This is a genomic window from Flavobacterium kochi, assembly GCF_048286715.1.
Classification (GTDB): domain Bacteria; phylum Bacteroidota; class Bacteroidia; order Flavobacteriales; family Flavobacteriaceae; genus Flavobacterium.
This window is the reverse complement of record NZ_JBLVPW010000002.1, coordinates 58,427-81,522: the sequence shown is the minus strand read 5'-3', so window position 1 is coordinate 81,522 and position 23,096 is coordinate 58,427. Positions and strand designations below refer to the sequence as shown.

Here is a 23,096-nt window from a genome sequence, read left to right as displayed (position 1 = left end):
GATTTCTAGTTTTTAGCTTTGAAGTCCGGATCCATTTCTGGCGTTCTTATTCCTGCTACTTCGTCTGCCATAAGAATGAATACATTCCAGCACAAACCTCTTGTTGAAGGCCACCAAGAATCCGTTGTGGTCCATTTTGTTGGAATAAATTCTTTGCTGTAAGGCCATTTTTGATTGAGGTTAATTTCGGCCCAGGCCCTGTTCTCCATCCTTTTTTCCGCCTTTTCCCACCCGTGTTTTTGCCCCGCTACATAAGCGCAATATTCGGCCCGAAACCAACTGCCCCCGTTATAATAAACGCCATCTTGCGAACCGTCGGCATAATTAGATTTTCCAAACTCGCCAAAAGGCTGATAATCTGCACTTAAATAAGCATATCCTTTTTCAGTACCGGTCAATCGAATACAAATTGGTGCTGTTGTTCCATATTCCGGATGAGGCGAATTTGACACTTTATTAAGAACTGGCATTTGATTCAAATGATTAATTACCATTTCGTCCGTCAAAATTGGTCTGTTAAACAGCCATAATGAGAAGAATTCCGGTTCTAAATCTGTCAGAGTAATGATATCAGGAAATTCTTTATCAAACAAAAGGTGTTTTCTTTTTTCATCATAAAAATTTCGATACGCTTTAGCTGCTTTTTCTATATAGGCTTCACTGATGTCAAAACCCAATTCCTTTATAGTTCGCAACGCAATGACCAGCATTCCCTGATTTACCGCAAGCCTGTCCGTTTTTGGCTTATAATCAATAATGTCAACTTGACTCATACTAAAGTGGGATTGGCAAATTCCATCCTTATTTTCATCAAATTCATTTAAAACATAGTCAACTGCTTTTTTAATTTTCGCTTCTGGCAGTTGTACTCCAAAACGTCTTTTATTGATCATTGCCCAAATAAGCCATTCGATAGTGGCCTCATTATCCTTCACTTCTATGGATCCCATATAAGGGCTTATAATAGTTCCAATAGCTCCTTTTGCATTTTGGGTTTGTGCCCATTTGTTCCAAATGGAAAGATTCAGTTCCTTATTATAACTTGAAACGACAGAGAAGAAAGAATCCCGATTATACATATCTGGCGAATAGTTACTATTAGGAACATTAAAAGGTGTAAAATCATCTATCGCGGTAATCCATGTTAGCATATTGAAATTTGCGTACAACATTTTCTCAATCAAATTCCCTTTAAATCCTTTACCTTCAGCCAAACGCGATTGTGAAGACACCACAAAATCATGATGATTTTTCCATGGCTCAATAAAAACATAGGTTATTTTTGTAACCTTTTCGCCAATATTAATTCTGTTATATGGTTCCTTTACAGGCTGATGTGCTGTAATTTGCAAATTTTTTATTGCAAGGGTACACTCTTTTCCATCCTGTGCACCTATGAATAAAGATACACTGTCATTTTCTATATAAGGCACCAAAACGCTCCCTTTAAAAAGGGTCCATTCCTTTTCCGAAGTGGGAAATTTATCTATGTATTTTACGCCATCTTCCAATTCAATTGTTTTCTTGCCCTTTTTAATTCTAAAAAGTTTAAGCGCAATAGGTGTTGTTCCTTTCGAAAGAAAAGAAATTGTATACACTTTTTGATCCTTAAATGGTGCTGCAATTTCGAATCCGGATAGCTTATTCTCGTTGAATGTGAGGGTTACCAGACTGTCATTCTTTTCAATTTCAACATCACCCACTTTTTTAAATTGGCTGTCATTTTTTAATTTTAATTCTTTTCCACCATCCAGATTGTACATTTCACCAAATGTCTGCCTGATGTAATTTTGGTTGTTTTTTCTTTCTTCTAAAGTTGCAACAGCTACCAAAGCAGGATCCGGAAGTTTTCGCATCCCTACAAAACCACCACCATGTCCGTTAAAACGTCTTCGGGTAGTTCGGGTATAATGGTTTTTGTAGCCGGCATCCATCAAAAATCCAACAACATGATTATCCGGCGTAACAAATCCAGCCGAAGGAAACATTTCATGTGCAAAACCTCCGGGGAAATTATCGTATTCAAAAGTGACATATTTTGAAGGCGTTTGAGCTGGTTTTGAAGTTTCAGTTAACGTATAATATAACGAAGGCATGCCCGACTGATATAAATCGATGCTTTTTTTGATCACATTTTTGTTTATAATTTCATAAGTAACTGTAATCGAAATATTCAAATCAAACTCAGAAACATAGGTGTCTCTTGTTAAATGCACCATCGTATCATCGCCGGTCCATTTTGATCCTTTCCATGCGGAAATTTTTGCTTTTTCACTTAAATCCGAATTAGCCATTTCCAATGAAAACTCCTCTGTGTTTTTAACTATTAATTGATTCCCATTGTAAATGTCAACATTAAAACCATGTTCAACATCTCCTACAACTTTTAAATTAATATTCTGACTGAACGAAATCGTTCCGATAAGACAGAATAGTAAAATAGAAAGGGTATTGAAAAATCTGCTCATTTTAAATGTTGTTTTGTTTATAGTGGTAATTAGAATCTGATATTCTTACCTGGCTCACTTTGTTTAAAAAGCTATTTCTGCAAGTAAAAAATAGAGAAGCAGCAATTTTTTTTAATTGTAACTGCTACTTCTCAAGGAATATTAATTAAACCAAACCTATTTAATCAGAATATTAATACCCTGGGTTTTGTGTCAAAGTCCCTGCTGATGCATCAATTTCTGATTGAGGGATTGGATACAACATGTGCTTGTCCTGGAAACTTTTTCCATGAGCTGTCATCACTGCTTTTGCAATTCCCCATCTTTTTAAGTCGAGCATTCTTTGATTCTCAAAACCAAGTTCTGCCCTTCTTTCTGAAATTAACCACCCCTTTATAGTCGCTTTGTCGGTAGACGCGACTCTGTCTAACAACGTTCCTACTGGCGGGATGGTTCCCAAGGCCGTCACGGTTGTTCTGGCTCTGGCTCTTATTTGGTTGATAATAACAATCGCTCCAGAAAAATTACCAGTCTCATTCATTGCTTCTGCTTTCCAAAGTAATGCGTCGGCATAACGCATGTACACTTTATTGGTAGCAGCATCATCATTTCCTTTATTGGCACCATCTAAACTTCCTAACATTTTATTCACATTTTGATTAGCGGCATCAACTGTATATAATTTTCTTGGATCATTTGCTTCAAATGAATTTAAAAAATCGGTACTTGGTGCAAAGAATCCCCATCCTAAAGGAGCACAAATTCCATTACCTCTTCTTGGAGTGGTATTCGTTTGGTGGTCATAAGAAAAAATAACTTCATTATCCGTATACTCTTTAGAAGTACTGAAATTATCGAAATAATTTGCGTTCAGACTATACCCAAGTGGCGCTAACTCATCAACCAATGTTATTACTTCTGCCCATTTTTGAGTATACAACGCTGCTTTTGCCTGAAGCGCTATCACCGCACCTTTAGAAACTCTCCATTTTTCCGTAGTGGAAGAATATTTAGAGTTTGGCAGCAATGCTTTTGCCAGTACTAAATCTGATTTTATTTTGTCCCAAACCAATCCTTTATCTGCTCTCACTGCAACATCAAAAGCTTCCTGATAGGTTTTTACCGGTGCTAAAATTAATGGCACGTCACCAAAATTGGTAACCAAAGAGAAATAGTAATACGATCTCAAGAAATAAGCTTCACCCAACAATTGGTTTTTTCTGGCAGCCGTTATTCCGGTAATCGCTTCAATATCCGCTTTTGTTAATAATTCAATCGCGATATTTAATCTTTTAATCCCTTCATAATTGTATTTCCATAATCCATTTGGTCCCCCGTTTGTTGACGTAAATGTGAAATTATTAATGTCATCCATCCACGGTTGATCTCCATCTGAACTCCATTTTTTCTCCATATCATCCGATGCGATGTCCTGCATAACATAATCATTTTGAAAAACAAGACCTCCGCCCCAGTCCCATTGTGCTAATATGTTCAATCGGTTCGAAAGCAATTCATAAGAAGAGTTTACAGAACTTTCAACCGTACTTAATGTTGGAGTGCTGTTCGCCTGATCCAAAGTTGTTAATCCTATTGGCTCTTGTGTGAGCTCATCCTGGCAACTCCCCAACGACAATAAGCCCAACAGAATACTCGTTTTAAATAAATTTTTCATAATTTATATTTTTTAATTTTTTATTTAAAGTTTAACTTTTACTCCAAAAATAAACGACTGAGATTGTGGATATGTTCCTTTGTCAATCAATGAAGTAGATTCCGGGTCCAAGCCTGTGTATTTGGTTATTGTAAATAAATTTTGACCTGATGCATACAATCGCATGTTTTTTATGCCTAAAACCGATTTATTGAAAGTATAACCAATTTCAAGATTTTTCAATCTTAAATAAGAAGCATCTTCAACAAAAACACTAGATACATTACCTCCGCCATTATTATTAAAAGTAAGTCGAGGCGTTGTATTGGTTGAACCTTCTCCATTCCAGCTATTCAATACTGCTGTTGTAGAATTGAAAGGACGGCTGTCATAGTTTAAGATTTGTTTCAAATCATTATAACGATCTACTCCTTCCACTCCTTGCAATAAGAAAGAGATGTCAAAGTTTTTGTATTCTCCATTAAATGCAAGACCATAGGTTATTTTTGGAATTGGATTACCAATAAAAGCACGGTCATCAGCATTTATCTGTCCATCACCATTTAAATCTTTAAACTTGATGTCTCCAGGCTGTGTTCCATTAGCGTTTGCAAATAAAGTACTGCTGACTTCCGCTGCATTTTGATAAATACCATCAAATTGGTACCCATAATAAGAACTGATGGGCTGACCAACTTCGGTTTTTGTATGTGTAGCATCATCACTAATATTTTTTACAAATTCATGAAGTTTGTTTACCCTGTTTGTCAGGGTTGCAATGTTTGCATTTACGCCGTATTTAAAGGCATGCTCGTGATTCTGCAGATTTACTCCGAATTCGAATCCTTTATTGCTCACTTCACCTGCATTGACGTAAGTCCTTTCTATAACTCCTACAGATACCGCAGGTAAGCCCACCGTTAATAAGATATCATCTGTGGTTTTTGTGAAATAATCAGCTGTAAAAGACAAATTGTTTTTCAAAATTCCGAAATCTACTCCAAAGTTAGTTTGTGTCGTAGTTTCCCATTTTAAATCCGGATTTCCATAACGGACCACATTTACAACTCCTCCAGTGGAAGAAACAAGTGTTTCGTAGGCATTATTTGGTAATTCCTGATTCCCGCCTTGACCCCAACTTGCTCTTAATTTTAGATTAGAAATCCAATCTGTTTTTTCCATGAAACTTTCTTGAGACAGTACCCACCCTCCGGAAACAGATGGAAAATAGCCCCATTTATTATTTGGTCCAAATCGTGATGAAGCATCTGCTCTCATTGTAGCGGTTGCAAAATATTTATTGGCGTAGCCATAAGTACCCGAAGCAAAGTAGGATAACAAGCTCCAGTTTTGTGCAGATCCTGAACTGTAAGCATTAGTTGTACTACCATAATCCAGGTATCTGAAAGGATCCGTAGTATTGTCAAAATTTTGTCTGCTGCCACCAATTGCTGAAGCTTTGCTATTGATGTTTTCCATACCTGCCAATACATTTACGCTATGGACATCGTTGAACGTTTTTACATAATTCAATGTATTGGTAAAAGTAAATGTCATATCCTGACCTCTGTTTTCATCTAAACCATTGGGCCTGTTATTTCGTCCCATACCATAGTAGGGATTGGAAGAATCATTGATGTTAGCATCTCCGAAGTTTGAAGCAAAGTTTTTGTTGTGAGAAAATTTGATATCCACACCTAAATTACTTTTGAATTTTAAAGATTTGTCTCCTAAAAAAGCATATTCCCCGTATAAATTTCCAAAAGTTTGGAATGTATTTCTTTTGTCATCTGTAAAGTGAACAATAGCAATAGGATTTGAAGTGTATTCATAAATTTTACTCCACCCGTCATTTGGACCGGTGTAAAAAGGCAAATCCGTATAAGGATTGCTTTCTTTATAAGTTGGATCGCTAACGTCTTTGTAAACGCCCAAAACCGGAGGTCGTAACAATGCATGACGAATCACACCCGGTGCATCACCGCTGGAAGATAGTTTATCTTGTTTCGCGTAGCTAATCTGAAGATTTGTTCCCACTTTGAAACGATCTGAAACCGCTGCGTTAACGTTGGTTCTGAAATTAAAACGTTGGTATTTATCATTATCTTCTACTACAATACCGTCCTGTCCAAAATAACCTCCTGAAATTAAATACTGTACATTTTCGGAACCTCCGCTTGCCGACACCTGGAAGTTTTTAGAAATACCTGTTGTAAACAATTCATCCTGCCAGTTGGTATCCGCCAAATCTGTTCTGTTCCTGTCCGCTGCATAAGGACTAATAGCCGATGCTGCATTTCCGGCAGTATTATGCCAAGCCTGATCTTTTACAGTTAAGTATTGGTCTGTATTCAGCATTTTTGGAAGGTTAGCCGCAAAGTGAATTCCTGAGTAATAATCAACATCTAAGCTACTTCTTCCTTTTAGTCCGCTTTTAGTGGTAATCAAAACAACTCCACTAGCTGCTCGGGAACCATAAATAGCTCCAGCTGCCGCATCCTTCAATACTGACATTGTTTTCACATCAGATTGATTAAGAAAAGAAATGTCACGAGTAGGAACCCCGTCGATAACATACAGCACGTCATTCTTGCCAAGTGTACCTTCCCCTCTAATCCTTAATTTAATACCATCTCCGGGAGCACCGGTATTGGCCGCTACAAAAACACCTGCAACTTGTCCCTGTAAAGCCTGAGCTACATCGACAACCCTTGTTTTTGATAAATCCTCCATGTTAACCGTGCTGACTGCACCGGTTATGGAAGCTTTCTTTTGACTGGTATATCCAACAACCACCACTTCATCCAGTTTTTGTGAATCACTGGTTAATACCGCATTGACAACACTGCTTCCTTTTACCGGAATTTCTTTAGTTAAATATCCGATAAAACTAAAAATTAAAACGGCATTCGAATCCACTTTAGAAAGGGTATAATTTCCATCTAAATCCGTTACAGTATTTATAGTTGTACCTTTTACAGTAACGTTTACTTGCGGCATTGGACCACTGCTATCAGAAACTACACCTTTAACCGTTTGGGCGTACATTGCACTCCCTGCAACTATTGTCCATAATAGAACCATAGTATAAATGACATTTTTTCGCATCATGAGAAAGTGTTAAATTGATTAATAAACTGAGTGATTTTTTTCATGTTAATAAAAATTAGGTTAATTAAATGCATTAATGGTTTTTTTTGATTAAAAATCATTTGATAAAAGTAATTAGAGCCCATAAAAAAAGGTGTACACTATTTCTTCAAAAGTGTACACCTTTTACAAAGATGTTGATTTTTAGGTCTTTATTAAAAAAATCTAGAACTTAGATTTATACTTCAACTGGTAATTTTTAGGAGTGGTAGTATACATTTTTTTAAACTCACGGTAAAAATAAGAACGGTTATTAAAACCCGACTGATAGCACACTTCAGAAACTGTCAATACATTCTTACGCAATAGTTCTGCAGCATATTTTAACCGTATGGTTCGAATTAAATCTCCCGGAGTGAAACCGAAAATCTGTTTGATTTTTCTATACAATTGCGAATTACTGATTCCTAATTCTTTCTCAATAAATAAGCTTTGAAGATTTTCATCATCAATATTTTTACGGATAAGTTCAATGACTCTTTTTACAAAATCCTTTTCCTCATTATTTATGGGAAGCGTAGCCAGATTCTCGATGAGCGTATCCTGGGTAAAGTGCTTTACTATTAATTCTTTTTCTTCCAGTAACTTTTGTACCCTCACCAATAAATGATCGGGATAAAAGGGTTTCGGTATATAGGAATTCGCGCCACTTTCTAAACCTTCGATTCTATGGATGACCGAATCTTTTGCCGTAAGCATAATAAACGGAATATGACAGGTTTTGATGTCCGTTTTGACTTTCTTACAAAGGTCTACCCCATCCATCAGGGGCATCATTACATCACTAATGATGATATCAGGAATTTTGTTTTCAAGGACTTCTAAGGCCTCTATACCATTATAGGTTACAATAATTTTGTATTTCTCTCCTAATAAATCATTCAGAAAGAGATGAATTTCCTTCTCATCTTCGACTATTAATACCGTTTTTCGACTGTCTTCCAACACGTTAAGTGACTCAATTTTATTTGGAGTTTCTTCAGATGGACCCGGAACGTCTTCCAGGATATTTTTAAGATGATGCGAAATCAAAACCGGACTTACTTCCACGTCCAGTTCCTTTTGGCTAAACGCTTCCTTACTGCAGGGTATCAGAATGGTGAAAGTGGTTTCTTCATTTGCAATGCTTGAAACCAGCACTTCACCTCTTAATACGGTGACCAGTTTTTTAATATAAGCCAGTCCAATACCGGTTCTAAACATATCGTTATCAGCCCCTGTATTGGTATCCGACAAGAAAAAGCGATCAAACAGCGAATCTAACTTCTGTTTTGGAATCCCTTTTCCGGTGTTGACAATAGTGATGTTTATTATTTTTGAATCGGCACCCTGAATCTGAAATTTAAGATCAATCTTTCCATTGACAGGAGTATATTTAAAAGCATTTGACATCAGGTTAAATACTATTTTCTCAATTTTATCCTTGTCAAACCATCCAGGCAATGTTGATGGAATGTCAAGATTGTAATCAATATTTTTATCCAATGCCCATTCGTCAAATAATTCGGCGATTTGTTCAACCAAATTAACAAGATCAAATTCTTTTACTGTTACTTCTAAATAATCATACTCTGCTTTTCTGAATTCTAATAATTGCTGCGTCAAAAACAATAATCTTGACGAATTTCGTTGAATCATCTGGATAAACTTCTGATTTTTATCGCTAAGATTTTCGGTTTCCGCTAATTTTTGAGCAGGTCCAACAATCAAAGTCAAAGGAGTCTGGAATTCGTGGGCCACATTTGTAAAAAAGGTGAGTCGGTTTTCATGAAGTTCTTCTTCTCTTTTTCGAAAAAGTATGTTTTGGCTTAACGATTGGCGTTTTTTGTAATAACTCAGTACAAACAATATAAAAAGTGCGACCAATACCAAATAGAGTATAATTGCAAGATTAGATTGCCAAAACACGGGCTTAATTCGGATGTCAATAGCATGAACGGGTTTGCTCCAAATACCATCGCTATTGGACCATTTTATCCACAAAGAGTAATTTCCTTTAGGAACGTTGGTAAAAGAAATCGTTCTTCGGTTGCTGATGAAATTCCAACTCTTATCAAAATGCATCAATTGATACGCGTATTTGCATTTTTCGCTGTTGATATAGGTCAAAGCTGCTAATTCAATGTCAAAAAAGTTCTGATCATGATTCAATACAATCGAAGGATGCGAAGTCGCATCCGGCGCTATCACCAATCCCTGATAATAAGGAATTGCCTGATTTTGCCCGCTAATTTTATTAATAAGAAGAGCTGGAATAACCGATGATTCCTTTATTTTTTGAGGCAAAAAGTAATTAAATCCTTTTATTCCTCCCATAAAAATAAAATCAGACTTCTCATTCTGGTAAAAAGCCCCATCTGCAAATTCATTATTTTGAAGACCTTCATTTTTTGTATAGTTAATAAACTTTGTTCCGTTAAGGATAAAATTGGATAACCCGAAATTCGTGCTTAACCAAAGATTGGATTTTTTATCCGAAACAATTCCGTGAATGGTATTGTTAGGAAGTCCCTGTTTAACAGTAAAACTTTTAAATACCGCTTTTCCGTCACTTTTTAAATCTTCCAATACATTTAATCCAAAACTCGTCCCAATCCAAAGTCTGTTATTGGCATCAATTTGCAGACACAATATGTCATTATTGGATAGACTTTTAGGATCATTCTTTATATTTTTATAGGTGCGAAATTGACCGGATTCTTTGTTAAACAGACTCAAACCACCCAAACGGGTTCCTATCCAAAGCTGATTTTCATTCTTCGGAATTATTGAAAAAACAATATTACTGCTCAATGCTTTTGCTGCATTATTGCCCGCAAGGTATTTTTGGAATTCGGTTACTTTTAATCGATCTCCGGAACGTTCTATTTTACAACGAATCATCCCATACCCATTGGTTCCCAGCCAAATAATTCCTTTTTTATCCTGATAAATGCTGTATGTTGACTTAAAATAATCGCATTTTTCATTGCCTAAAATTTCAGACCAATTGATCAGCTTTGATTTTTTTAAGTCAAAAACAGTAATGCCACCTCCATCAGTTCCTATAAAAATCAAATTCTCCTGTCCTTTGCATAAAGCAAATACTGCATTATTGATCGTGCTGTTACTTTCATTAAACCTGGTGTATTGCAACGATTTTTCAGGATTCAGATAAAAATCAGAAGAAAAGCGAAATAACCCTTTTCCTTTGGTTCCCACCCAAAAAGAATTCCCTTCCACTTCAAGAAATGCACGAACGATGCCGCCATCCAGTTCAGGAATTTGTGCTTTAGAAATTAAATTAAAGGCTCTTTTAAGCGGATACATTTTAAAGATTCCATCGCCATCCGTTCCTGTCCAAAGTACATTTTCACTTCCCTGAATCAAGGTGGTAATCTTTTGATTTTTAAGATATTTCAACCATGGTTTAGCGATGCTGTTTCCAGTACTGTCAATGATTAAATATCCTGACTTACTGGAAAGAACAAGCCCTTCCGGGATATGTCCAATACTATTTTCGACATTTTTTTGAGTAATAACCTGACTCTTATTGTCAGACAAAGAATGCAATACTGCATTTCCTGTTGTCGTAACGATACCGATTTTCTGATTTGAAACTATTCCAAAAGTTTTAACATTGTCTGCAATCAATGCCACTTTTGAAACGGTCTTTTTGTTATTGCTGTCAGTGCTAAGTGACAAAGCATAAAGTGTATTGTTTTCAAACAAAACAAGCAATTGACCTGTTGGGGAAAAGTCCATTTTTATCACCGCTTTGGTCGAAAGATTTTTAGCCTTTAGTGACTGAAATTCAGTCCCGTCAAAGTAGCCAATCCCCCAATCCTTTACGGCACAGAATACTTTCTTTGAAGCATCAAGCGCCATATTGAATTCTGATTCTGATAAAGGAGGTTTATTTTTCCTGCTAAAATAATAACGCTGAAACGCATCCGTTTTTTTATCATACCGATTAATTCCATGTATGGTCAGTATCCAGATTCGTCCGGAATTATCTTCGTCTATTTTAAGGATTACCTGATTGCTAAGGCTATTTTCATTGTCCAATTCAGGTCTGAAAATTTTGAAATTATTTCCGTCATATCGATTTAGACCATCCCAGGTACCAATCCAAAGTAAATTTTCGGAATCCTGAAAAATAGCATTAACAGAACTATTGGAAAGTCCTTTCGTATTATCCAATTGTTCGGATGAATACCTTACATCTAAAGGCCTGGAAGCATCTAAAAGTACTTTACTGTTAGTATGGCTTTCAGATATGGCATTTCCCTGACCACGATGGAGTTCAGTATCTAAAGGGGTAGTTTTTCCTTTGTTATCACAAGCAACAAGTCCTATAAAAATAAGACTGATAAATAAAATTCTAATTTTCAATTGAATAAAGGTTTTCTGGATTTTTTTTGCCCTCTAAAGTCACTGCTCGATTATGAAGGTATAATGCACAACTATTTTTACTTTATCTTTTTAGTTATGATATCTCAATCCTTTAGAAGATCCTAGGGTATACAAAAAAGAAAATAGGACAAATTGATGCAATTATAAAACCCAAATATATAAAAAAGTTATCAATTGAATAAAATAACAGGCATATGTTTGCGCTAACAATAAAATAATTGGAGTAAAAATAGTTTAGTCAACTGCATTTGTAAGAATAGTATTTTGGTATTACAAAAAGAAATTCCAGCGTCCCGTTAATTAAAAAACGAAAGAATAGCGCAAAGACGGATATAAAATCTGAATTTTCGTTAAATTTGTATAAAATAGTTTGATTATGGAAATCAGAATCGAAGCTGTTCAAATTGCGGAATCCTTCAATATGAAGAAATTCCGTGGTGATTTTCGCGCCGAAGCGCATTCGGGTTCCACTTCCGAAGTGTTTTATGCATTGGAGGAAAACAAGCGTTATTTGTATATTTTTGATTATGGTGTTGTGGTCTTTGCCAATTATGATGCGGTTGCCAAAAGTGAATTCGCCAACTTTATAAAAAATTACGCCACGACTTTGGTCGATTTGGATCTATCGGAAGAATACCGCATTGAAACTGAAGAAACGCTGCAAAAGGTCATTGTAAAAAACAATTATGTCACCGTTTCTCAAATAGATTCCTCCCTCATGCGCATCGTTATGCTCAATATCGCCCAATCTGTTGCGCTTGAATATTACGAGGTATTGACTGATGACCTTATTACCTCTTCAAAACACTACATTCTGGAATTAGAACAACGTGGAAAACTCAGCATTTCCAAAACCAATCTGCTCAAATACATTGGAAAAGTCCTGAATGTAAAAAACAGTATTGTAGATAATTTATATATTCTTGATGACCCGAATCTCGTTTGGGATAATGAAGAACTCAACCTTCTCAACCGCCACCTTAAGACTAATTTTGATATCAATACCCGTTTTAAAGACCTCGATTACCGTCTTCAAATTGTGGAGAACAATCTTACGTTGTTTACCGATGTACTGAACGTACGGGAAAGCTCCAGACTGGAATGGGTGGTTATCATATTAATTGCCCTGGAGATTGCCATCGCGTTATTATTTCATTGAAAACCTTGAGCTTCCGGTAAGATTTTATGCCAATAATTGAATTCATAAAACAGAGACCATTCTTCTATTCGGTTGATAAATTCTAAATAAACTGCCAGAAGTAAGCTGCTAAAACCATCAAAATTAGCCTCGAATGCGGCCGACATTCAGTTTTTTATTTTATTATTTTATTTTATTATTTTTAAAAAAATTAGTATTAAATTTTACACCTCCAATCCTTAACACAGCTTAAAACCTTCTTTTGGTTCTTGTGATCACAGACAAACTTATTTTTTGTTATTTTTGTTTTTTTACTACCGTGTAAAATCAAAAATAAAGAATAGAATTCTGTCAATGGGACGATTAAAAAAATATTTGATGAATTTTTAAATTTGGAGCTAAATGGTAAATAAATAGAAATATTCAAAACCGAATACAATGAAACCGAAGTTGAAGTTTTGTTTGAAGACTGTTCGAAATTTCCGAACAGTTCAAAAAGAAGGCTCTAAAAATATTTCCAGAGAATTGAAACATTTCAATCTAGATGCCATAATTTCTGTAGGATATCATGTAAATTCTATACAAGTACTCAATTTAGTCAGTCGCATATCACTTGAATTTAAAATTGCAGCTTAATGAATAATCAGATAGAAATTATAAATCTTCAGATAACAAAGTAAAATTTCAAGTAAATATTGAAAACGAACTGTTTGATATCAAAACCATGGGCAGGCATAAGGTGAATTGAATAAAAAATCAGTTGTTGCAAAATTTGCACCAACTGCAACTGACGGTAAAACATAGAAAGTTGATTTCTATAACCGTGTAAAATCTAAACAAGAAACACAGTTTTGCCAATCGGCAATACAACGCTTAAAAGATTATTTAGCAAAAATTAAAATTGCAGTTCAATATGAATGAAATAGAAATATATAAAACAACTGACGGTGAAACCCTGATAGACGTTACATTTAAAGAAGATACTGTATGGCTATCTCAAAAACAGATGGCAGAATTATTTGGCAGAAATAGGGTTGCCATCACACAACATATTGGGAATATATTTAAAGAAGAAGAATTAGACGAACAAGTGGTGTGTAAGGATTTCTTACATACCACTCAACATGGTGCAATTAGCGGAAAAACTCAAAAGAAAAAAATAAAATATTATAACCTCGATGTTATCATATCCGTTGGTTACCGCATAAAATCCAAACAAGGTACTCAGTTTCGTCAATGGGCAACCCAACGCCTAAAAGACTATTTAATCAAAGGGTACGCCATTAATGAAAAACGATTAAAAGAAGTCGAAAACAAGTTCCAAGAATTGAAGCAAACGGTACAATTATTAGAGAATGTAGTGAAGGCAAAAGAAATAAACGGTGACGAAGCACAAGGTTTACTAAAAGTACTGAGCGACTATACCTTTGCATTGGATATTTTAGACCAATACGATCATCAAACATTAAAAATAGCAGCAACCGATACGAAAGAACTATTCAAAATATCTTATCCGGAAGCAATGAAAGCCATTAAAGGATTAAAGACTAAATTTGGTGGCTCTAATTTGTTTGGCAATGAAAAAGACGATTCATTTAAAAGCTCCTTAGAAACAATTTATCAAACCTTTGACGGAATCGATCTATATCCTTCGGTACAAGAAAAAGCGGCACATTTATTGTATTTTGTCACCAAAAATCATTCTTTTTCGGATGGTAATAAAAGAATCGCAGCTTTTCTATTTGTCTGGTTTCTGGATCGTAATGGATTATTGTATCATGATGCAGGAAAAATAATTGATGATAATGCGTTAGTAGCACTAACGCTGATGATAGCCGAATCCAAATCCGATGATAAAAACATGATGGTTAAAGTGATAATTAATTTGATTAACAATAAATAAGCCCCATTAAAACTATTATAAATGAAAACCTATTACATTCATAACGGAACTGAAAACAGTGGCCCATTTATCATGGAAGAATTAAAAGCTAAAAAAATTACAAAAACAATTTTGGTATGGTCCGAAGGCATGGACGAATGGAAATATGCCGGAGATATAGCCGAATTGAAAAGTATTTTGTCCGTGATACCGCCGCCGCTAAATAAGATTCCCCCTTTGCCAAAAGAGGAAGAGGAGGAAGAAGAGGAAAAGGAAATTCGAAAAACTATTTTAGGCTTAGATAAAAGTATCTTTTATTTCGCTATGGGAATTGCAGCTTTAATTATCGGTACCCTGATTTTTGACAGCTATCAAGAAAACAGAAGTACTGAATTAGAACAAAAAAATAGCCAAACTGAGTTTCGCAACCAGCAACTGGAATTGCAACAAAAAGAAATTGACGAGCAAAAAATACAACTTGCCATCAAAGAAAAAATAGAGTCTGAAAGACTTACAAAAGAAAAAAAAGACTCTATAAACAATCGACTTTTAGAAATCAAGAAAATACTTTTATACAATAAGACCAATTTAGAAGAAGATAAACTTAAATTAGCTGATGCCAAAGATTTTCAATTATTACGAACAACAAATGAAAGAGATCAGGATATTAGCCTGATTGAAAATGACATCAACCATTGGCAAAGTGAAATCAAAAAACTAGAAAACGAAATGTATATCCTTTATTTAAAACTGGAAACCGTTCACTAAATTGTATGGGGCAGGACTATAGCTATTGGGCTACTTCCAAACTTTCTAAAGTCCTGTCCGAAATCACAGATCTATCTTGTTCCAAAACATCCTCAGTGCTTGCATATTGATCATTTTTCTTTATTAAAAGCCAGCTGTTATCCTGTTTCGTTTTTAGTTCCACCAATGCAAATTCCCCTTTGAGCTTTTTCCCATTTAAAATAAAACTAAGATGTCCTTTTGCTAAATCGGATTTTAACTTTTTTTCGACATTCTCTGCACCTTCTCCATCCGCTAAAGTATAGGTCCCATTATCCCAAATCATTACAGTTCCTGCACCATAATTTCCCTCGGGAATAATTCCTTCAAAATCTTTGTAATCAAAAGGATGGTCTTCCACCATAATCGCCAGCCTTTTGTCGGCGGGATTCATGGATGGCCCTTTTGGTATGGCCCAGCTTTTTAATACTCCGTCCATTTCCAACCGAAAATCATAGTGCAAATGGGATGCTGCGTGTTTTTGCATAACAAAAACTAATTCAGTTGTAGTTTTTTTAATGGCACTTTCAGGTTCAACGGTGGAATTAAAATTACGCTTTTGATTGTATTTATTTAAAGATATCATGGTAAATAAAATTAGAGTTAAAATAAATCTAAAAGGCAACGGATTGTTATATTCTTGGAACAGTCAATAACCAGACTAAAAAAATTAGTAGATTGGATTTTAACTCTTTCCTGTATTCTCGTCTAAATTGCTGTGATTATCACCTCCTATACTGTAATTATTATTCTCTTCATCTTCACTTCCCATATCTTCCTGATCGTCATCCAATTCTGATCCGGGAACGTCTAAGTCACTGCCAGATTCATCTTCATCGAAATCTTTTTGATTCAATTCCCTGACATTATTAATTTCAACAGGCGCCTTCTTTTTAGTAATATCTTCCGGGTCAATTTCGATTTCTTTTTGGAACTGGCTATACATATCTTCACTTGGAGGATACAAAAGAGAATCCGGGACTTTATTTTTATCTTTCTTATCCGGTTTCATCTTATTTCGATTTGATTTATCGTCTTTATTTTCCATTATTCCATTTTATTAAATTGATTTACAGAACACTAAGTTAATCATTTTTAAACAAAAATGCATTTTATAAGTATTAAAAAAACAGCCTCTGATCCTGATTTTATAACAGAAACTCTTTGTACATCTTTTTCTAATTTGAAGCTTCCCAATCGGCAAATACTAAAGTCAAATAGCTGCTGCTTTTGTGCACTCGTTATATTTTTAAACAAGATCGTTTTACTCCTTAAATTTCTTAAAATAAAGTTAAGTAACAATCTTCCGTTTCCTAATCAAGCCGGATTCTGCTAAATTTACAGAGACTCTTTTTATATATTACAAACAATTACAAAATGTCAACAATGGAAGCCCAAGAAAAAGACCAAAATGAAGCACCGAATCCATTTTTTCAATCCTACAATACGCCCTATAATGTTCCGCCTTTTAACAAAATAAAAAACGAACATTTTAAACCCGCTATTTTAGAGGGCATTAAACGGCATCAGACAGAAATTGATCAAATTACGGATAGTACCGCTGTGCCCACCTTTGAAAACACAATTCTTGCCATGGAAAATGCAGGCGAATTTCTTTTGAATGCCAATATGATATTTTCTAATTTGAATGGTGCAAATACCAACGATGAACTTCAGGAGATAGCCAAAGAACTAGCTCCCGACTTAACGTCACACAACGACAATATCTATTTGAACAAAAAATTATTCTCAAAAGTAAAATTACTTTGGAATGAAAAAGAAAAACTGAATCTGAATGTAGAACAAGCAAAAGTTTTAGATAATTTATACAAGGCATTTGTACGAAGCGGCGCCAATTTAGCAGATTCAGACAAAGATAAACTGAGAAAAATAAACGAGGAACTTTCGCTGACTTGTCTGAAATACGGTCAAAATGTTTTGGCGGAAACCAATAAATATAAATTGGTTATCGAAGAGCCAAACGATTTATCCGGATTACCGCAGGAATTAATTGCTGCCGCTTTTGCCGATGGAAAATCAAAAGGAGAAGAAGGAAAATGGGTTTTTACCTTATCCAATTCCAGTGTAATCCCCTTTTTACAGTATAGCGCTAATAGAAATTTAAGACAGCAAATCTGGGAAGCCTATCAAACCCGTGGCAATCACGATGACAATTTTGACAATAAAGGTAATGCCCTGAAATTGGCGAATCTTCGCAGCGAAAAATCCAGACTTCTCGGTTACGAAACGCATGCCAATTATATTTTGGAGGAAACCATGGCCAAAACTCCTGAAAATGTTTATACCCTTTTGAATGATTTATGGAAACCTGCCTTAGAAATTGCCAAAACCGAAGCTGCAGATATTCAGGAAATGATGAAAAAAGACGGAATCAACGATTCGGTACAGCCCTACGATTGGCGATTTTACACGGAAAAAATCCGAAAACAACGTTTTGATTTGGACGAGCAGGAACTAAAACCTTATTTTAGTTTAGAAAATGTCAGAAAAGGAGTTTTTCAAGTTACTGAAAACTTATACGGCTTACAATTCAAACCCTTATATAAGGTGCCGAAATACCATGAAGAGGTGGATGTTTGGGAAGTTTCAGAATCCGATGGAACACATGTCGGCATTTTATATATGGATTTTTATCCCCGAAATTCAAAACGCGGCGGTGCCTGGATGACCTCCTACACAGCCCAAAAAACAGTTGACGGATTTAGACAGGCTCCGGTAATTTCTATTGTTTGCAATTTTTCTAAACCAACAGAAAACAGTCCCGCTTTATTGACTTTTGATGAAGTGACCACTTTTTTCCATGAATTTGGGCACGCTTTACACGGATTATTGTCTAATGTAACCTACAGAAGTTTAGCCGGTACAAGTGTACCAAGAGATTTTGTTGAATTGCCTTCACAAATTATGGAAAATTGGGCTGGAGAACCTGAAGTTTTAAAAATGTACGCCAAACATTACCAGACAGAAAACGTCATTCCGGATACACTAATAAAAAAAATGCAGGAATCGAGCACTTTTGATCAGGGTTTTATGACTACGGAATATTTGGCAGCTTCCTTTTTAGATTTAAAGTATCATACCCAAAAGTCAGCAATTACAATAGATGCCAATACTTTTGAGAAAAATGCTATGGACGAAATCGGTTTAATACAGGCAATCATTCCAAGATACAGAAGCACCTATTATAATCATATTTTCTCAGGCGGTTATTCGGCTGGATATTACAGCTACATCTGGTCAGGTGTTTTGGACACTGATGCTTTTGAAGTCTTCAAAACAACCAGTTTATTCAATCCTGAAAAAGCAAAATCATTTCGAAAAAATATTTTGGAAAAAGGCGGAAGCGAAGATCCAATGGTCCTGTATAAACGTTTCCGTGGAGCAGAACCCAGTGTTGCACCTTTGTTAAGAAAACGGGGTTTAGACAAAAAAGAAACAACAACTCCCCTAAAAACATCCGAAGGTTAATTGTTCTAAAAGTAAAATATCCTATTCCAATTAAGTTAAGAATAGGACATTTTGCTTTTTATGCATCTAATCGTTTCATTTTTTTAATACAAAAAACCAAACATCCACAATGGTATTTTGTTTTTAAATCCATATTCAATATCATCAGCTGCAATAAAAGCATTTTCCAAGTTCTTAATTTGCTTCCCGGACTTGTCTTTTCCTCCTATCTCAAAAGCATACTTTTCATTTACTAAAAAATCAGTTGCTTCATGATAACTTAGTTTGTTATGGTAACCCAATTGATTGTAAAAAAAGTCTCCCTGACATTCCCAACATTAAATTTGGAAGGCGACAATGCAAACATCAAATTGGCGTTTTCTAAATATATTTTAGCTGGTTTTTGTAATTTACTACTGCCCCTAGCTTCTTTATATAGATTAACTGTTAGTCCAATTTCTTCTAAATAATGTAAATAGAGCATCAAAGTCGATCGGTTTATTCCCATTTTAGCACTTAAATTACTCACATTAGGAATAAAAGGAACCGATTTAGAAATAGTGCCCAGCAGCTTTTTTATTTTATGAATGTAACCCAAATCAACGCCTCGTAACAAAGGCAATTCAATTTCGAGCATCATATTGATTAGTTCTTCCAATCGTTGCCTATACAATTCAGGTTGCTCTTTATAGAAAGGATAATAACCATCCTTCAAATAGGATTCAAAATATTGAAAAGGTTTTATGCTTGCATTAATCAAAGTCGCTTCCGTTAAATGATTTTCCAAAATATTTTCTAAAGACAAACGCTCAAAATGTATTCCTGTTTCTAGCGAAATATATTCTCTAAAAGAAAGCCCCTGAAGATGATATACAATGGCTCTTCTACTCAAGTCAAATCTAGCATTCAAAATTTCCAAAAGAGAGGAACCTGTAAAAACTACTTTCAGCTCTGGATAATCATCATAAATATTTTTGAGCTCTTGTGCCCAATTGGCATATTTATGAATCTCATCCAAAAACAAATATTTCCCTCCTTTTTTTACAAATTCATCTGCCAAATCAACCAAAGTGGTATTGCTAAATCCTATAGAATCTAAACTTACGTATAATGATTTTTCTAATTCTTTACTAAAGTTCAGTTTCATATACTGTAAAAGCAAAGTCGTTTTACCTACACCTCGCGCCCCTTTAATCCCAATTAATCGGGCGTCTCAGTTCACATCATTAATAAAACTCCGTACAAATTGGGTAGACGTATTTTGTAATTTTGTTTGATATTTTTGAAACAATTCCTCCATAATGCGCTATTTAGAATACAAAAAAATGGTTATTTTGCTTATTACACTATGCAAAAATAAAAATAACACTGTTTCTCTAAATGGCTGTTCAAGATCATAACATGCTCACCTCCGGTAAAAAGCAGACAGCTAATTCTAAATCCCAAACTTGTTTTTTAAGGGATGTAAATCAGAAATTCGAACAGTATCCCCAGGTTGCCTTATAGTACTCTTTTCAATTCCCCCAAATTCTATTTTTGAAGAGGTCAAATGTTTGTCTTAAGTGCTGATTAAGCAATAGAAAAATAACAACAATCAGCATGAGGTAACCAACAGCGGTAAAGATTTCCATATTGGACAATAAAACCGATTGTTTTGAAACAGAACCGATAATTTGTTTCATCGCTAATTTATTGGAATCATCCAAGGTATATCCGTTAGCCACAAAACTTCGGGTGATTTGCTCGACACGCATTTGGGTCTCTGGACTTTCCGGAAGAACAAATTGTCTGAATTTCGTAAAATGAGTACTTTGTAAAAACAACCCTGCATTTTGAATCATCGCAAAACCCATTATACTTCCCCAGAATCGGCCTGCAACGCCAACTACTCCCGCAAACGGAGCATAATGGGTCGGAACGGCAGCTACTGTGAACAAAACTAACGGAACAAATAGTATTCCAACCGCCACGCCCTGCAACATATAAGGAATCGCAATATCCAATAAAGAAGCATCTGGCACAAAAAGAAAAGTAAACCAAAAATGAAATAGGGCAAAAAGTGAAAACCCAATTATAAAAATAGAGCGAGAAGCAACTGATTTGACCAAAAACACCCCTGTCAAAATCATCCCGATTACATTCCCCGTTAAATTCAGATATTGCACCTGCGCCACTCTTGAAGGTTCCCAATTCCAAACGACAGCCATCGTACTATGACAGATATTCAACGTCGATCTGGCAATGTAAAAAACCACCGACAATAATAATCCAGTTCGCAGATTCGCATACCGAAATACCCTCATATCAAAAGTAGGTCTTTTGACCAGCATTTGCCTGGCGATAAAAAAACCTCCGGTTATCAAGGCACTAATAAGTGCCACAACAATTTGAGGGGACTCAAACCAATATTTTTTTTCACCATAAACCACAAAATAACTGCCGCACAAAATAGCGGTAAGCACCAGAATAAAACTTGCCCAATCGATCTGATACAGCGGGATTTTTTTATGAAAACGATTATTATTAAAGGTAATCATAACCAGGGCCACACAGACAATTTGGAAGAATGCCGAACCATAGGCCATATATTTCCAATCGTAATTTTCAAGCAGCCAGACCGCAATATTCATTATAAAAGGAGCAGCCAGCATCAGAGCTCCATAATTAATCGTAAAAGCAATAATCAGGGTATTTTTAGACTTAAATCTTGCGATTAAAAATTGCCGTAAAGGTAATACGGGCAATGCCATCAGAATTCCTTCGGCCATCCTTAGCATAATAAACAAAGAAAAAGACGTTGTGTACGCCGTTAATACAAATGTTAGAGCTGCCAGACTGTAAATAACAAGGAAGTACTTCTTAGTTGGAAAAAATTTAAACAACCTGCTTTCAATGAGAATTGTGGACAAAAAAGTCCCATAGGTAACACACATGGAAAACTGCAAATCTTCGACTTCCACATCTAAAAAACTCGCTGCATAGGTCACATTAGAAGTATATACTCCCAATAAAACCATGGAGTGAAGCATACAGAAAAAGATGATAGCTATAATAGCCCAATTGGGAACCCAGGATTTAAAAACACTTAGTGCTAACATCTTATTATTTGTGTTCGGCTATTACGGTAACATTCATACCTGCTCTGAGAAAGTCCGTTTGTGCGTCACTTTCTTTTAATTTTATTCGAACCGGAATTCTTTGTTCAATTTTTATAAAGTTACCCGTAGCATTATCAGGAGGCAATAGTGAAAAACGTGCACCACTGGCTGGCGATAAAGATTCGATACTTCCCAAAAATTCCCTCCCGTTTATCGCATCTGCTTTCAGCTCAATTTCTTGGCCAATGGATAAATATTGCACCTGCGTTTCCTTAAAATTGGCCGTAACCCATTTTTCCTTACTGACGATAGAAACTAGGGTCTGCCCTTCTTTTATCATTTGTCCCGGTTGCATCATTTTTTTACCAACCCAGCCATCATAGGGGGCTGTAATTACAGCATAGGAAAGAAACAAAGCGGCGTTATCTGCTATGGCTTGCTTAGACTGAATTACCGTCTGCGCTGTTGGGATTTTAGCCGAAGCTTCTGCTGTGTTTAATGCCGCCGATTGAATTGTTTTTGCTATTTCCTGATAGCGTGCCTGTGCCAATTCGTAATCCGCCTTTACTTTCTCAAGCTGCTGTTCAGTAGCCGCTTCCTGGCTTATTAATCCTTTGTACCGATTGAATTCCAGTTTCGTTTTCCACACTTCTGTCTTTGCAGCTTCTAACTGAGCTTTCCTGACTGAAGTTGTATTGGACGTTGCTACTACACTTTTTTCAATGGTAATGCTATTACTTTTTGCATTTTCAACATCTGCCAATGCCATGTCTAAATGCGCCTGGTATTCTCTATTGTCAATTACAATCAAAGTATCTCCTTTGTGAACAAACTGATTTTCATTATAGCGCACTTCGGCAACATAACCCGTTATTCGGGCCATAATTGGTGTTACATATTGCTCCACCTGAGCGTCATTAGTTTCTTCGTGATTTTTATTAAAAATATAAAACCAAATCCCTAAAACAATTCCGCTGAGAACCAGAATACCGGCAATCACGGTAATTAGTAAATGAAATGATCGATGAGCCCTTGACGAATAATGTATTTTTACCATATAAACCTGAAACTAAATTAT

The 23,096-nt window shown here is 35.6% G+C and carries 16 protein-coding genes; 5 read left to right on the top strand and 11 right to left on the bottom strand.

Features of this window, described 5'->3' with window-relative positions; translation table 11 throughout:
• Positions 1-5: 5 nt before the first annotated feature.
• From ACNQGH_RS02810 to ACNQGH_RS02795, 4 genes are all read right to left on the bottom strand, one after another.
• A complete protein-coding gene (locus ACNQGH_RS02810; RefSeq protein ID WP_417954465.1) occupies positions 6-2,468 on the bottom strand; it encodes a hypothetical protein in 2,463 nt (820 codons plus the stop codon).
• 172 nt (positions 2,469-2,640) lie between these two features.
• Positions 2,641-4,122: a RagB/SusD family nutrient uptake outer membrane protein gene (locus tag ACNQGH_RS02805; RefSeq protein ID WP_417954464.1), complete on the bottom strand. Its 1,482-nt coding sequence runs from the start codon at positions 4,120-4,122 to the stop codon at positions 2,641-2,643.
• A gap of 24 nt (positions 4,123-4,146) precedes the next feature.
• Positions 4,147-7,212, bottom strand: a complete 3,066-nt coding sequence (locus tag ACNQGH_RS02800; RefSeq protein ID WP_417954463.1) for a SusC/RagA family TonB-linked outer membrane protein — start codon at positions 7,210-7,212, stop codon at positions 4,147-4,149.
• 204 nt (positions 7,213-7,416) lie between these two features.
• Positions 7,417-11,625, bottom strand: coding sequence for a hybrid sensor histidine kinase/response regulator transcription factor (locus ACNQGH_RS02795; protein ID WP_417954462.1), 4,209 nt, complete (start codon positions 11,623-11,625; stop codon positions 7,417-7,419).
• 397 nt (positions 11,626-12,022) lie between these two features.
• On the opposite strand from ACNQGH_RS02795, the gene ACNQGH_RS02790 reads away from it, so the two are divergent.
• On the top strand, positions 12,023-12,805 hold the full coding sequence (locus ACNQGH_RS02790) for an RMD1 family protein (protein WP_417954461.1): 783 nt from the start codon (positions 12,023-12,025) through the stop codon (positions 12,803-12,805).
• Here ACNQGH_RS02790 and ACNQGH_RS02785 read toward each other — a convergent pair.
• Entirely contained in the window at positions 12,799-12,951 is a 153-nt protein-coding gene (locus ACNQGH_RS02785; RefSeq protein WP_417954460.1) for a hypothetical protein, read from the bottom strand. The two genes, ACNQGH_RS02790 and ACNQGH_RS02785, sit on opposite strands and share 7 nt — an antisense overlap.
• 271 nt (positions 12,952-13,222) lie before the next feature.
• Here ACNQGH_RS02785 and rhuM (ACNQGH_RS02780) point away from each other — a divergent pair, with 271 nt between their 5' ends.
• The 3 genes from rhuM (ACNQGH_RS02780) (at position 13,223) to ACNQGH_RS02770 (ending at position 15,434) form a co-directional block, all read left to right on the top strand.
• The gene (gene rhuM, locus ACNQGH_RS02780) at positions 13,223-13,420 is read left to right on the top strand and encodes a RhuM family protein (protein WP_417954459.1); all 198 of its coding nucleotides are present in this window, start codon (positions 13,223-13,225) and stop codon (positions 13,418-13,420) included.
• Positions 13,421-13,697: 277 nt separating this feature from the next.
• Positions 13,698-14,687, top strand: a complete 990-nt coding sequence (rhuM, locus tag ACNQGH_RS02775) for a virulence RhuM family protein/type II toxin-antitoxin system death-on-curing family toxin (RefSeq protein ID WP_417954458.1) — start codon at positions 13,698-13,700, stop codon at positions 14,685-14,687.
• 21 nt (positions 14,688-14,708) lie between these two features.
• On the top strand, positions 14,709-15,434 hold the full coding sequence (locus ACNQGH_RS02770) for a DUF4339 domain-containing protein (protein WP_417954457.1): 726 nt from the start codon (positions 14,709-14,711) through the stop codon (positions 15,432-15,434).
• A 22-nt stretch (positions 15,435-15,456) separates the two neighbouring features.
• Here the strand turns inward: ACNQGH_RS02770 and ACNQGH_RS02765 are convergent, their stop codons facing one another.
• Both ACNQGH_RS02765 and ACNQGH_RS02760 read right to left on the bottom strand, forming a co-directional pair.
• Positions 15,457-16,038, bottom strand: a complete 582-nt coding sequence (locus tag ACNQGH_RS02765; protein WP_417954456.1) for a DNA polymerase ligase N-terminal domain-containing protein — start codon at positions 16,036-16,038, stop codon at positions 15,457-15,459.
• A 99-nt stretch (positions 16,039-16,137) separates the two neighbouring features.
• A complete protein-coding gene (locus ACNQGH_RS02760; RefSeq protein WP_417954455.1) occupies positions 16,138-16,500 on the bottom strand; it encodes a hypothetical protein in 363 nt (120 codons plus the stop codon).
• Between the two features lie 329 nt (positions 16,501-16,829).
• Between ACNQGH_RS02760 and ACNQGH_RS02755 the strand changes: the two genes are divergently transcribed.
• Positions 16,830-18,941, top strand: a complete 2,112-nt coding sequence (locus ACNQGH_RS02755; protein WP_417954454.1) for a M3 family metallopeptidase — start codon at positions 16,830-16,832, stop codon at positions 18,939-18,941.
• Positions 18,942-19,024: 83 nt separating this feature from the next.
• Here ACNQGH_RS02755 and ACNQGH_RS02750 read toward each other — a convergent pair whose 3' ends face one another.
• The 4 genes from ACNQGH_RS02750 to ACNQGH_RS02735 all read right to left on the bottom strand — a co-directional run bounded on the left by ACNQGH_RS02750 (position 19,025) and on the right by ACNQGH_RS02735 (position 23,075).
• Entirely contained in the window at positions 19,025-19,222 is a 198-nt protein-coding gene (locus ACNQGH_RS02750) for a hypothetical protein (RefSeq protein ID WP_417954453.1), read from the bottom strand.
• Positions 19,201-20,067, bottom strand: a complete 867-nt coding sequence (locus ACNQGH_RS02745; protein ID WP_417954452.1) for an AAA family ATPase — start codon at positions 20,065-20,067, stop codon at positions 19,201-19,203. Before ACNQGH_RS02745 ends, ACNQGH_RS02750 begins: the two co-directional genes overlap by 22 nt.
• A 367-nt stretch (positions 20,068-20,434) precedes the next feature.
• Positions 20,435-22,018, bottom strand: a complete 1,584-nt coding sequence (locus ACNQGH_RS02740; protein WP_417954451.1) for an efflux MFS transporter permease — start codon at positions 22,016-22,018, stop codon at positions 20,435-20,437.
• 4 nt (positions 22,019-22,022) lie between these two features.
• Complete coding sequence (locus tag ACNQGH_RS02735; RefSeq protein WP_417954450.1) at positions 22,023-23,075, bottom strand: HlyD family secretion protein; 1,053 nt, start codon at positions 23,073-23,075, stop codon at positions 22,023-22,025.
• Between the last annotated feature and the right edge of the window lie 21 nt (positions 23,076-23,096).